General features: G+C 57.7%; 12 protein-coding genes. 9 read left to right on the forward strand and 3 right to left on the reverse strand.

Annotation, left to right across the window (positions count from 1 at the left end):
- The 9 genes from D1646_RS18570 to D1646_RS18610 form a co-directional block, all read left to right on the forward strand.
- Window positions 1-352, forward strand: a 352-nt coding sequence (locus D1646_RS18570; RefSeq protein WP_160637894.1) for a GTP-binding protein, incomplete at its 5' end; no start/stop codon positions are given.
- Window positions 353-366: 14 nt separating this feature from the next.
- Window positions 367-1314: a GTP-binding protein gene (locus D1646_RS18575; protein WP_160637895.1), complete on the forward strand. Its 948-nt coding sequence runs from the start codon at window positions 367-369 to the stop codon at window positions 1312-1314.
- Window positions 1315-1415: 101 nt separating this feature from the next.
- Window positions 1416-2222, forward strand: a complete 807-nt coding sequence (locus D1646_RS18580; protein ID WP_160637896.1) for a TIGR03915 family putative DNA repair protein — start codon at window positions 1416-1418, stop codon at window positions 2220-2222.
- Window positions 2223-2309: 87 nt separating this feature from the next.
- A complete protein-coding gene (locus tag D1646_RS18585; protein WP_160637897.1) occupies window positions 2310-3503 on the forward strand; it encodes a helix-turn-helix domain-containing protein in 1194 nt (397 codons plus the stop codon).
- 73 nt (window positions 3504-3576) lie between these two features.
- Window positions 3577-4032 carry a transcriptional regulator NrdR gene (gene nrdR / locus D1646_RS18590; protein WP_160637898.1) on the forward strand — a complete coding sequence of 152 codons (456 nt, stop codon included), beginning with the start codon at window positions 3577-3579 and terminating at the stop codon, window positions 4030-4032.
- Between the two features lie 261 nt (window positions 4033-4293).
- On the forward strand, window positions 4294-4983 hold the full coding sequence (ftsE, locus tag D1646_RS18595) for a cell division ATP-binding protein FtsE (protein ID WP_160637899.1): 690 nt from the start codon (window positions 4294-4296) through the stop codon (window positions 4981-4983).
- A complete protein-coding gene (gene ftsX, locus D1646_RS18600) occupies window positions 4967-5857 on the forward strand; it encodes a permease-like cell division protein FtsX (protein WP_160637900.1) in 891 nt (296 codons plus the stop codon). The genes ftsE and ftsX overlap by 17 nt, the downstream gene beginning before the upstream one ends.
- A gap of 132 nt (window positions 5858-5989) precedes the next feature.
- Complete coding sequence (locus D1646_RS18605; RefSeq protein WP_160637901.1) at window positions 5990-7225, forward strand: peptidoglycan DD-metalloendopeptidase family protein; 1236 nt, start codon at window positions 5990-5992, stop codon at window positions 7223-7225.
- Between the two features lie 182 nt (window positions 7226-7407).
- Complete coding sequence (locus D1646_RS18610; RefSeq protein WP_160637902.1) at window positions 7408-8424, forward strand: polysaccharide deacetylase family protein; 1017 nt, start codon at window positions 7408-7410, stop codon at window positions 8422-8424.
- A 239-nt stretch (window positions 8425-8663) separates the two neighbouring features.
- On the opposite strand, the gene D1646_RS18615 is transcribed toward D1646_RS18610, so the two are convergent.
- The 3 genes from D1646_RS18615 to D1646_RS18625 all read right to left on the reverse strand — a co-directional run.
- Window positions 8664-10055 carry a RyR domain-containing protein gene (locus D1646_RS18615; protein ID WP_160637903.1) on the reverse strand — a complete coding sequence of 464 codons (1392 nt, stop codon included), beginning with the start codon at window positions 10053-10055 and terminating at the stop codon, window positions 8664-8666.
- 15 nt (window positions 10056-10070) lie between these two features.
- Window positions 10071-11285, reverse strand: a complete 1215-nt coding sequence (locus D1646_RS18620; protein WP_160637904.1) for a PD-(D/E)XK nuclease family protein — start codon at window positions 11283-11285, stop codon at window positions 10071-10073.
- Window positions 11286-11296: 11 nt separating this feature from the next.
- Window positions 11297-12246: hypothetical protein (locus D1646_RS18625; RefSeq protein ID WP_160637905.1), on the reverse strand; the 950-nt coding region annotated here is incomplete at its 5' end.

Genomic DNA, 12246 nt, shown 5'->3' on the forward strand with positions numbered 1-12246 from the left:
TGAGCATCATCATGACCATGGGCCGGACTGTGACTGCGACGCCTGCTGCGGCCACCATCACCACGACGCCGACGAGGTGTTTACCTCCTGGGGCCGGGAGACACCTCGGACCTACAGCCGGGAGGAGCTCCAGGAGGCCCTGTCTGCTCTGGCAATGACCCAGGACTACGGCGTGATCCTCCGGGCCAAGGGCATGGTCCCCTGCGCGGACGGGACCACTTGGCTCCACTTCGACCTGGTGCCCGAGGAGTTCCAGATTCGGGAGGGCTCCGCCGACTACACCGGCCGTCTGTGCGTCATCGGCTCCGACCTGAAAGAGGAGCAGCTGGAAAAGCTGTTTCTGCTGGCGTAATGAGGTGAACGACAATGCCCGATTCACGGATTCCCTTGTATTTGATTACCGGCTTTCTGGACAGCGGCAAGACGACCCTGCTCACTGACACGCTGAATATGGACTACTTCAACGACGGCCAGCGCACCGTTCTGCTCATGTGCGAGGACGGCGAGGAGGAGTACGACCAGCAGCAGCTGTCCCACCGCAACTGCCGCCTGGTCCCCATTGAGAGCCAGGAGCAGCTGAACACCGAATTTCTCAAGGAGGTGGACCGCCGCTATCAGCCTGAGCGGGTCCTGCTGGAGTACAACGGTATGTGGCCCGGCCAGCTGCTGGCGGATCTGCGGCTGCCCCGCACCTGGGGACTGTACCAGGCCATCCATGTGGTGGACGGCTCCACCTTCGAGATGTATCTGAAAAATATGCAGTCCATGTTTATTGACATGGTATCCAATGCGGACATGGTCCTCTTCAACCGGTGTACGGAAGATATGCCCCTGGCCGGCTGGAAGCGGTCGGTCCGGGCGGTGAACCGGATGTGCGAGATCGTGTTTGAGGACATCAAGGGCGAGGAGCTGGAGGTGGAGGACATCCTCCCCTACTCCCTGGAGGAGCCCCGCATCACCCTGGAGGACGCCGACTACGGCATCTGGTACCTGGACATTCAGGAGCACCCGGAGCGCTATGTGGGCAAGACCATCACCTACAAAGCTCAGGCTATGACCGGGATGAAGCTGCCCCGGGGGAACTTTGTCCCGGGCCGCAACGCCATGACCTGCTGTGTGGAGGACATCCGCTTCTTCGGCTTCCTGTGCAAGTATGACAAAGCCCGCTCCCTGCGCAAGGGGGAGTGGATCACTGTAACCGCTGAAATCAAGTGGGAGCACGCTGACGTCTATGAGGACGAGGGGGTTGTCCTCTATGCCCAGAGCGTGGAGAAGGCCGCCGCCCCCCAGGACCCGCTGGTCTACTTCCGCTAAGCCTGCAAACCGCCGCGTCAGGAGATAAATTCCTCTTGACAGCGGCGGTTTTTCTGGTATAATTTTAGTACATTAGTTCTATTCCAAGGGGAGGTGGTCCCATGTCCTGGACCCAGATCTGCTGCCAGTATGACGGCTCCTTTGCCGGCTTTCTCTCCTGCGTATTTGACTGTTATGTCAACCGGGAGGAGCCGGTGGAGTTCCGCCGCCCGGAGGATATGTGCTGCTCTCTCTACCCCCTGCGCACCGTGGTGACCGACCAGGCCCACGCCCGGAGGGTCTACCGCTCCTTCGCCGTCAAATTCGGGCAGGACGGGCAGGAGATGGTGACCCGGGGCTTCCTCACCTGTCTGCCCGACCGGGAGCTGTGGCTGTGGCGGCTCATCCGGCAGGGCTACCAGCGGGGGCCGGTACTCCTTCGGGACCTGACCGACCCCGTAGTGGACCGGCTGCGCAAGGCGGTGTGGCGCCTGGAGCACGAGGCCCACCAGTACACCGGCTTCGTCCGCTTCTCTGACTGCGGCGGGGTCCTGGTGGGGGAGATTGAGCCGAAAAATCAGGTGCTCCCCCTGCTGCGGCCCCACTTCTGCGGGCGATTTCCCCAGGAAAATTTCCTCCTCCACGACCGCACCCACAGCCAGGTCCTGCTCCACCGCCCCGGTCCCAAGGGCTGGGCCATTCTGCCGGTGGAGGATTTTTCCATGGGGCCCGCCGGCGAGGAGGAGCTGACCTATCGGAAGCTGTGGCGGGCCTTCTATCACACCATTGCCATCGAGGGCCGAACCAATCCAAAATGTCGTATGACTCATATGCCCAAGCGGTACTGGGCTATGATGACAGAATTTCAGGAGGAGTGGGACACCACCCTGCCGGAGCTGCCAAAATCCGGCCCCATTTCCTCCATGTAAACCGTGGGTTGACAAAAAATAAGCCCCAGTTGGTGGCGGTTGGACCCTTTTCGGTGGTAGTCTGGAGATGAAAGGAGCGTGAGCGCCATGACATTGGGACAGCGCGTCGCACAGAAGCGAAAGGAACTGGGTCTGTCTCAGGAGGGCCTGGGGGAACAGCTGGGGGTGTCCCGGCAGGCCATCTACAAGTGGGAGTCGGACGCCTCCCTGCCTGAAATCGACAAGCTGATTACATTAAGCAGGATATTCTCCGTCCCGGTGGGCTGGCTGCTGGGTGTGGAGGAGTTTGCGCCGGAGCGGACCAGCCAGGACCAGGAGCGGCTGGTGGAGGAGGTCCTGTCCCGGTACCAGCCCACCCCCCGTAAATCGGTGTGGGACAAGTGGTCGGTGCGCGTTCTCTTCGCCATGTGCGGCATTATGCTGGCCCTCCTGGTGGGGACCAACCACAAGATGAAGGAGATGGACCGGCGCTACGCCAATCTGACCAGCTCTATTGAAAAGGTCTCCTACTCGGTGGACCTGCAAATCAACTCCATCGCCAGCCGGGTTGAGAGCATTCTGAAGAGCCAGAACACGCTGACCGCCGAGTGGTCCGCAGAGCTGGCCTCCACCGATTTGACTGCCAACACCGCCACCTTTGACGTACAGGTGGTGCCCAAGACCTATGTGGAGGGAATGAGCGCCTTCTTTGTGGCCAACAGCGGCAAGGATGTGATGGAGGCCCCCATTGAGGTGGGCGCGGACCACTCCTTCACCGGGCAGATCACTTGCCCCCTCACGGACCAGATCGATCTGTCGGTGGTCTTTGTCACCGACGGCAGGAGGGAGACCCAGTGGCTGAACGACTTTTACAACCTGTACACCGATACCTTCCCGGATCTCTATCTCGAAACGATGCTTTGGAGTGGCGAGTATGACAATGTACTGCCCGCCAACGACGGCACATATCCTCCGACGACGGTGATCAACCCGGACACTGGGGACCAGAACCTGACCGGCATGGATATCCGGGTAGGCCTGTTCCGGGACCGGAAGCTGGTCTGCTGGTATGAAAAGGGCACTTATAAGGTGCTAAGCCGCGGAACAGAGCAGGAGGAGACCGGCTGGTACCGGAGACAGGAGGTTGTCCTGGAGCCCGGCTGTGAATATCATGAGGCAGCGGTATATTTTGACGAATACGGCCGCCAGCGGATTTATTCCGGCGAGGGAATGGTATGGAAGGAGGGACGCTGGGGGTACGCCGCCCCCTATGCGGACAGCCTGGAGGACTGGGAGTTTTAATCCTTGCGTAACCGCCCATGTTGTGTTATAATCTGGAAGATAACACCCCCAAACACAATAGGAGGTATGTGCCATGAAATGTCCCTACTGCGGTTTTCTGGAGAGCAAGGTGGTGGACTCCCGCCCCGCCGACGAGGGGGCCAGCATCCGCCGCCGCCGGGAGTGCCTGTCCTGCCACAAGCGGTTCACCACCTACGAGACCATGGAGAGTCTGCCACTGATGGTGGTCAAGAAGGACGGCAGCCGCCAGAGCTTCGACCGCAGCAAGGTACTCAGCGGTGTCATCCGAGCTTGCGAGAAACGGCCCGTCACCTACCAGGCCATGGAGGGTCTGGTGACCGAGATTGAGCAGGCCCTCCAGAACCAGATGGACCGGGAGGTCAGCTCCGCCCAGATTGGCGAGCTGGTAATGGAGCGGCTGAAAAAGCTGGACGAGGTGGCCTATGTCCGTTTCGCCTCGGTCTACCGCCAGTTTAAAGACATCAACACCTTTATGGCCGAGCTGAGCAAGCTGCTTGAGGACCAATAACCAACTGCGCCGCCCGACGGGCGGCGTTTTTTATGCAGGAAAATCACAAATTTCCCCTTGCTATTTCTCGGAAAACAAGTTACAATTAGGTTACAAAAATGACAAAGCGGTAAAAGGCGGCCAAAGGCTCCCATAAAATGGAACACAAATTGTTCACAGATTATTTGTTTACAGAAAACCCGTTCTGTGCTACACTGGAGTCTTGAGGTCCCCGGCCGGTTCACAGAGAAATATTGGCTGAGCGGAGGAGCGGAGCGCACTATGATACGTCTTATAGATGTATATAAAGAATATGACAACGGCACTAAGGCCCTGAAGGGGGTCAATATCCGCATTGACGATGGGGAATTTGTCTTCCTGGTGGGCCCTTCCGGCTCCGGCAAATCCACCGTCATCAAGCTGATTACGGCGGAAATCGCCCCCACCGAGGGCCGGGTGATGGTCAACGGCTTCAACCTGACCAACATAACCCCCCGGCAGGTCCCCAAAATGCGCCGGACCCTGGGGGTCATCTTCCAGGACTTCCGGCTGATTGAGAAGAAGACAGTCTATGAAAATCTGTCCTTCGCCATGCGGGCCATCGGCGCCTCCAACCGGGAGCTGCGCCGGCGCATCCCCTATGTGCTCCAGCTGGTGGGCCTGGACCAGAAGGGGGACCGGTACCCCGGGCAGCTCTCCGGCGGCGAGCAGCAGCGTGTGGCTATCGCCCGGGCGCTGGTGAACAACCCCAGCATGATTATCGCCGACGAGCCCACCGGAAACCTGGACCCCCAGCGGTCCCTGGAAATCATGATGCTGCTGGAGCGCATCAACGAGCTGGGCACCACTGTTCTGGTGGTCACCCACGAGCGAAATCTGGTCAACCGCTTCAACAAGCGGGTGGTGACCATTGAAAACGGACGCATGATCAGCGACGAGATGGGCGGTTACTACAATGTCGAGAAGATTTGACGCGGGATACTACATCAGTGAGGGCTTCCACTCCATTTTTACCCACGGCTTTATGTCCTTTGCCGCCGTGTGCATGATTGTGGCCTGCCTGATTATTATGGGCTCCTTTACCCTGCTGGCAGTGAACCTGGACAATATGCTGGGAGACCTGGAAAACGAAAACGAGATGGTGGTCTACATAGACGAAAGCCTCACCGAGGAGCAGGCCAGGTTCCTCCAGTCCACCCTGGCCCAGGTGCCCAACGTGTCGCAGCTCACCTTTGTCACCAACGACGCGGCCATGGAGGAGTTCAAGGCCAAGCGGGAGAACAACACCCTGCTGGCCGACCTGCCTGACGAGACTCTTCGCCACCGCTATCGGGTCCACGTGGTGGATATTGAGCTGATGGCCCAGACCAAGGAGGCTCTGGAGGCGGTGGAGGGGGTGGGCGATGTCCGCGCCGCCATTGACATTGCCAACGGCTTTGTACTAGTGCGCAACATCGCCACCGGCGTAGCCATGGTGCTGGTGGGAATGCTGCTGGTCATCTCCCTGTTCATCATTGCCAACACCATCAAGCTGGCCACCTTCTACCGCCGGGAGGAGATCGCCATTATGAAGATGTGCGGCGCAACCGACGGCTTCATTGAATGGCCCTTCGTGGTGGAGGGGATGCTGCTGGGACTTACTGGGGCGCTGGTGGCATTCTTTGTCCAGTGGGGGCTGTATCAGGCGGTGGCTAAATTCGCCATCCAGGGCAATGGCCTGTCTCTGGTGACCATCATCAGCTACCAGTCCATGGCCCCCACCATTCTGGCCGTGTTCTGCGGGGTGGGTGCATTCATCGGCGTAGGCGGTTCCCTGTTCGCCATTCGGAAATTCCTGCAAGTGTAAGGAGGCTGCACCATGAAGCGACAGAAGAGACAAAAGCTGTTGATGTCCATTATGGCCGGATTTTTGGCGCTGCTGATGCTGCTGCCTTTTGTGGCCAATATCTTTATGATGTTCCGGTGATAGGAGGCACACATGAAAAACAAGGGAAAACTGTTCCGGCGGCTCATCAGTCTGGCACTGGCTCTGGCTGTGTTGCTGCCCCTCACCGGGCAGGAGCTGGTGATCGATTCCTCCGCCGTCACCCAGGCGGAAATTAACGCCCTCAAAGGGGACGCCAGTAAGCTGGCCAGTCAGAAAAAGGATATTCAGGCTCAGCTGAAGGCGGTCCAGTCGGACAAAAACAGCGCCATGACGAAAAAGGAGCTGTTGGAGAGCCAGATTGACGTCATCCAGCAGGAGATAGATAATATCAATGCTCAAATCGATATGTACGACCAGCTCATCGTTCAGAAGACCGGCGAGCTGGCTCAGGCGGAGGCGGACGAGGCGGCCCAGTACGACCTGTTCTGCCGCCGCATCCGGTACATGGAGGAGCAGGGCGAGACCTCCTACTGGTCCATCCTCTTCTCCTCCAGCAACTTCTCAGAACTGCTGGACAACTATATGATGATCGAGGAGATCATCGAGTATGACAACCAGGTCATGGACGATCTGGTGGCCCTTCAAGAGCGAGTCAAGGTGGAGAAGAACGCCTTGGAGGAGGCCCAGGCTGAGCAGGAGGCCGTCAAAGCGGAGCAGCAGTCCGCTCAGAAGGAGCTGAAGGATCAGGAGGCCGAGGTGGACAAGCTCATCAGCGAGATCAAGAGCCAGGAGGACCAGCTGGAGGCCATGGAAACGGAGCTGAACAAGGCCGCCAAGGAGCTGGATGCCCAGATCAAGGCCAAGGAGAAGGAGTACGCCGCCCAGATTTCCCAAGTAAAAAGCGAGTCCGGCTTTATGTGGCCCCTGGCCGCCAGCTACAATAAGCTCTCCTCCCTCTATGGCAACCGAAAGCACCCCGTCACCGGCAAATATGGCAAGCATTCGGGGATTGATATTCCTGCCCCGGCAGGGACGCCCATCTATGCAGCCAAGAGCGGCGTGGTGATTACCTCGGAGAAAGGCAGCGGCAGCTACTGGTCCTTCGGGAACTATGTGCTCATCGCCCACAGCGACGGCACCAGCACTCTCTACGCCCACATGAGCAAACGGGGCTGCAGCAAGGGGCAAACCGTAAAGCAGGGGGACACCATCGGCTATGTGGGCACCACCGGCCGCTCCACCGGCAACCACCTCCACTTCGAGATCCGGGTCAACGGAAGCCGGGTTGACCCCGTTAACTACTTCAAGGATAAGGCCCTGTATATTGACGGAGCTCGCATTAAATAGCGCAGTAAAGCCCCACTTCTGGTGGGGTTTTATTGCGTAGAAAAAAGTGGCGGCTTTTGTAACTGTACTGTAACTTGACTGTAATCCACCACAAGTGTAGTATAATATTTGCGCCGGTCAGGCGCGTACTCTTTTATCGTTGAAGTCGAATTTTGACGACTGAGGGAGAGGGAGGCGAACAAATGACGGAGTACAACATTTTGGGCCAGCCGCTGGAGGATGAACGTCCCCTGGAGAAACAGGAGACGGCGGCCTCTCCCCGGACAAGGCCGCCCTCCCGCTTGGCGGAGAGCGGACAGCGTCTGCGTCCCCTGACCGTCTTCCTCCTGCTGTTGGCTATTCTGATCCCCACCTCCCTGTCCGTTGTGCTGGGCACAAGTCTGGAGCGGACAAAAAGCGAGCTGGACCAGCTGCGCCAGTCTATGGACGCCCCGCCGCCCCAGTCCGGCGAGGTGCTCCCCCCGAAGGCGGACAGCCCCGAGGAGGACCCCGGTCCCCAGCCGGAGCGCCCCGCCTATCAGGACCTGTACCCCGAGCTGTACGCTCAGCCCCATGAGTGGAATGCGGCGGAGGACCGGAAAACAGCCTACCTCACCTTTGACGATGGCCCTTCCGCCCGCACCCCGGAGGTGTTGGAGATTCTGGAGCAGTACGGCGCAAAAGGCACCTTCTTCGTGATGGGCGGTGAAACGGAGCAGGCCAAGCAGAGGATGCGGGACATTGTAGCCGCCGGCCACACCATCGGAGTCCACAGCTACACCCACGACTATAACAAGGTCTACGCCTCGGTGGAGGCCTTCCTGGACGACTTTGCCCAGGAGTACCACCTGATTTTAGAGGCCACCGGAGTCGCCCCCCAGATCTTCCGCTTCCCTGGCGGCAGCGTCAACGCCTACAACGGCGCCACCTATAAGGAGATCATCAGTGAAATGACCCGCCGGGGCTTTGTCTACTACGACTGGAACCGGCAGACCGGGGAGGCGGTGAAGAAGACCCCCTCCGCCTCGGTGCTGGTGAAAAATTCCCTGTCCAATCTGGATGGGACCCAGCGGATCATTCTTCTGGCCCACGACAGCAAGCGATACACCAACATGGTCCAGGCCCTGCCTGAAATCATTGAGGGCTACCAGGCGGCGGGCTTCTCTCTGGAGGCTCTGAGCCCGGAGGTGCGGCCCATTATCTTTGACTACCCCGGGTAAAAGCTCTCCCTGTGTTCAAGACGGAAGCTGTAAAGCAGAGATTCTTCATAAGAGCAAACGGATTAGGAAAAGCACGATACCTCTCAATTCGAGGTATCGTGCTTTTATTTATCAGGGTTAAGTTAACATATGGATTATGAACGACAGCCCATTTGTTGGGATATATCCTGTTGTCCTGTATCCGGCTGCAATGATCAAATACAAATGAGGATTTTTCTGTACAACTCAGCGGCACACACTCAATCCCTATCTGAAAGCGCCCGACGGACCACCGTCAAATCCTTCTCTTGTTCCTTCGGCTCCAACTCCTCGTATGGGCACAGACACTTATGAAGCTTCTTTTCCGTATCCCGGTTTCCGCTCTTCGGAATACCGTACTGCCAGCCATTGAGGGTATGGAAGCGGCACCACCGGAGGTGCTCCAGCTTTGCTAACATCTCCTGAGTCAAGGCTGGGCGGGCCTCCAAAATATCTGGAAGTACCTCTTGAAAGTCCGTGGAAGAAATATTAGTCCATTGTGTAAACCCGTCCAGCCTCTTCCAGATCTCGTCTGCCGTTTCCCCCGGCGCTAGATGACCATATGTTTGGGCGTAGGCATAATGCTGGGCCTTGGCTTGCCGGATTAACGCCTCACCACGGATATTCTCGTCGGTATATAGTCCTTTCCCAAAGGCGTACAAACCGGAAAACTTCAGATAGGCCCCTACATCGGTCTCCTTGGGGGCATAATAATACACCGCTCCCTTTTCGCAGGCAATCCGCAACGCCTGAAGCCGCTCCGCCGAGGCATCCTCTGCCAAAATCACCACATCCGCTTTCTGGACCACCTCCCAAGCCGACGGGCTGTCCATATCATGGAAGATGATCGTATCCCCATTCCCGGAGAGGAACTTCCTGTGGCTGATCTGATACAGTGTGGTGTCCCCTACCAAGTGATATGCAATCTCCTGATTTGGGGCAAACAGGTTCAGCAGCAGCCCGTGATTCAGGATATTCTGCCCCAGATGTCCGCCGCTCCAGATTACCACAGTCAGGCGCTCCTTCCCCAGCCGCCACAACCGGAGGGACTTCCACAGCGTCCTGGCCGTAGCGCCATCAATATCGTAGAAGGTGACACCAGGAACATCCCGCATATAGCCCCTGTCCAATTCGCGCAAGCCGATGTACACCGGATGGCCCCGCAGCCGGTCCCGGTTGGCCTCATAAAAAGCCAGGCTCTCACCGTCGCTCCCCAGCATGATGATATGGGACTTGGCGCCAGGACGGAACTCCCGGCCCGGGTAGATGACATTGTGTTCCCCGTCCGGAAAGCACACACGCTCTTCGCTGTCACAGTATACCGCCACACTGTCCCGCCCCAAACACAGCACCATCCAGCGCAGATGGGTCCAGAGCCGTTTCAGCGCGTACAATATGGCAGCGGTAGTTACCAAAGCCGCTGTCCACCGGGCAACCTCCACAAAGATATTGTTATGGTCCGACACCAGGTTTACAAAGTAAAGGCTGAAGCTGAAATACATCGCGTCCAATACTCGCTCCCCTGCCAGAACATACCCCACAGTTCCCAGCAGGAAGGGCAGGACGCTCAGGGCGGGGATCCACTTTTTCAGCAATTTTCCTGCTCCGGGCATAGGCGGCGCCTCCTTTTAATAGCGGTCCATCAGGTCTTTGATCCCAAGGCCCTTGTCGTTAACCCAGACGGTGGTCCCCCGCAGCGTCTTGACCCGGCCTGTGATTCCCTTTTGTTCCCGGCGCAGGTTAATCACGTCCACCCCAGCCTGGGAGGGATTTTCATAGATACCCACGACCTGGCCGTTCTTCACAAAGGGCTTTCCCTGCTCGTCCAGCACTTGGAAGTAACAGCTGCGCCCATCGTCCGCCAGGACGGTCCGGGCCTGGTAGCTCTCGCCGTCGTAGGTCATGCGGAAAATCATACCGTCTGTCACCGCGCCCCGGCGGTAGAGCTCTGTAAAGCTGATGCTCTGGCGCTGCAGCCGGGCCTTGGGGGTACAGCCATACTTCTCATCTACAGAGAGGAAAATCTCATCAAAAATATCCCGATAGTGATCGTAGGCCATGCAGGCAGGGTCACTGCTGTTCCGCAGGCTATCCGTCTCCTGGGCCGCCTGGAAGATACCGTCCAGAATCTCCGCATAGTCGTCATAGATACTTTTGCACAGGTTCACATTCACCAGCGCCATGGGAGTGTTGGAGCCCCGCACAGTCTCCCGCAGATTGGCGGCGTACTGCTCCAGCAGATACCGGCCGTCCTCCGGGACCTGGGGGTGGACCATGCACTTGGATATGATATTGTCGAACATCTCCTGATAAGAAACCTGAACGTACATATCGGCATAGCAGGTCTGCTTCTGGTCTGCGGTCATGAAAAAATACAGTGTCCGCTGGCCCGGCTTCTTCACCGACTCGGCGTAGTTGTAGTAGTCCATCGTTTGTCCCTGGCTGGAGTTGTTGTAGTTCTCCCGGGCGTTCACCTTGTTCTCTATGACCAGGATCAGCTCATCGCTCTCGCCGAAGACATCAATGGAACGCTTCTTCCCCTGGTGAGAGGCGTCCTTCTCCGTGCAGAAGCGCACCGCGTCCAAATCCCAGGCGTAAATGTCCCGCAGGGTAAAACCGCAGTCCGGCTTTTTTATCATGTACAGGTTCAGCAGCCGGGCCAGGGGAAAGTGCCCCAGCCGCAGGGAGGAATGGGAGTCCAGAAGCCAGCTGATAAAGGAGCTGTGCCAGTGCTCCGTATGGGTCTGGCCCACAATGGTGAAGACGTTGGTCCGCTCCTGGCGGAATTTCAGCTCCTGAAAGCGGGAGTCGGTAATCAGAGTTTCCAACTGTTTACAGGTCATGGCAGTTCCTCTCAGCAGTCATCGCCGTCAATCACCAGGGTCCCTTCGGGTTCGTTACACAACTGCATCAGTTTTTTCATGTGCTGCCGGACAGCGGCCTGGTTCAGGGAAGTGCCAATGGAGATGCTCCGACCGGCCACCTCGATGTTCTCCCCGGCACGGAAGGTGGTGGGCTGTGCGTTAGAACTGATCGTCATCCCCTCGCGCAGGCAGGGCAGGCTGTCCAAAAGCAGGTCCAATTGATCTGGATGGCGTTGCAGCGTGGTTTTGAATACCGTCAGCATCATATTTTTCAGAATCAGTCCCTCATAGCGCTCTCCGTAAAGGCTAAAGCTGTAGCCGCCTGTCTTCGGGGGCTGTTTGTTCTGTTTTCCGGTTTTCCCATCCAGACGAATGGGTTTGACGATGCCACCGGTGGTTACCTTGCCTTTCGAGGAATCCTTCTGCGGCGGGGAGGGCGGGGTCTTGTCCTTTCCGGTATCGGCCTCCCGGCTGGGGACATACTCCAGAGAGAAATCCTCCAACGAAAGACCCAGGTCCAGTATCCGCTTGCAGAGAACGTCGTTGATCCAAGAATACTGTCCATAGTTCTTGTACATGGCCCAATTCTCCAGACCTGGAACGTCCAGCCTGCGGTATTTCATGGAATCTCCTTGCTTGATCCGAAGTTGGTATTCCTCCGCTGTGATGAAGGGCGGGTTCTTTTTCCCAGCATTTTTCTCCACCACCAGGGAAATATAGTCCTGCCCCCGGTCTTCCAGTACCTTCCGGACAAAGCTCCAGGTCAGCTCTTTGGCGGAATCGAAATACTCTGTATTGTACTTTGCCCCTTCTCCTCTGCCCACCAGCCGAAATTTCTGATAAGTCCCTTTCAGGAAGGTTTTGATGTTGTAGGCTTTCAAAAAATCGGGGAGGGAGATGGTCCCCGTTTCGGACGGGCCGGGTGGGGTCGGGGGCGGTG

It is taken from the genome of Pseudoflavonifractor sp. 60 (genome assembly GCF_009911645.1).
Classification (GTDB): Bacteria; Bacillota; Clostridia; order Oscillospirales; family Oscillospiraceae; genus Lawsonibacter.

Bases quoted from the DNA above. Each gene is read 5' to 3' on its own strand.
- D1646_RS18575 (WP_160637895.1), top strand. From the start codon at position 367: ATGCCCGATTCACGGATTCCCTTGTATTTGATTACCGGCTTTCTGGAC.
- D1646_RS18580 (WP_160637896.1), top strand. From the start codon at position 1,416: ATGTCCTGGACCCAGATCTGCTGCCAGTATGACGGCTCCTTTGCCGGC.
- D1646_RS18585 (WP_160637897.1), top strand. From the start codon at position 2,310: ATGACATTGGGACAGCGCGTCGCACAGAAGCGAAAGGAACTGGGTCTG.
- nrdR (WP_160637898.1), top strand. From the start codon at position 3,577: ATGAAATGTCCCTACTGCGGTTTTCTGGAGAGCAAGGTGGTGGACTCC.
- ftsE (WP_160637899.1), top strand. From the start codon at position 4,294: ATGATACGTCTTATAGATGTATATAAAGAATATGACAACGGCACTAAG.
- ftsX (WP_160637900.1), top strand. From the start codon at position 4,967: ATGTCGAGAAGATTTGACGCGGGATACTACATCAGTGAGGGCTTCCAC.
- D1646_RS18605 (WP_160637901.1), top strand. From the start codon at position 5,990: ATGAAAAACAAGGGAAAACTGTTCCGGCGGCTCATCAGTCTGGCACTG.
- D1646_RS18610 (WP_160637902.1), top strand. From the start codon at position 7,408: ATGACGGAGTACAACATTTTGGGCCAGCCGCTGGAGGATGAACGTCCC.
- D1646_RS18615 (WP_160637903.1), bottom strand. From the start codon at position 10,055: ATGCCCGGAGCAGGAAAATTGCTGAAAAAGTGGATCCCCGCCCTGAGC.
- D1646_RS18620 (WP_160637904.1), bottom strand. From the start codon at position 11,285: ATGACCTGTAAACAGTTGGAAACTCTGATTACCGACTCCCGCTTTCAG.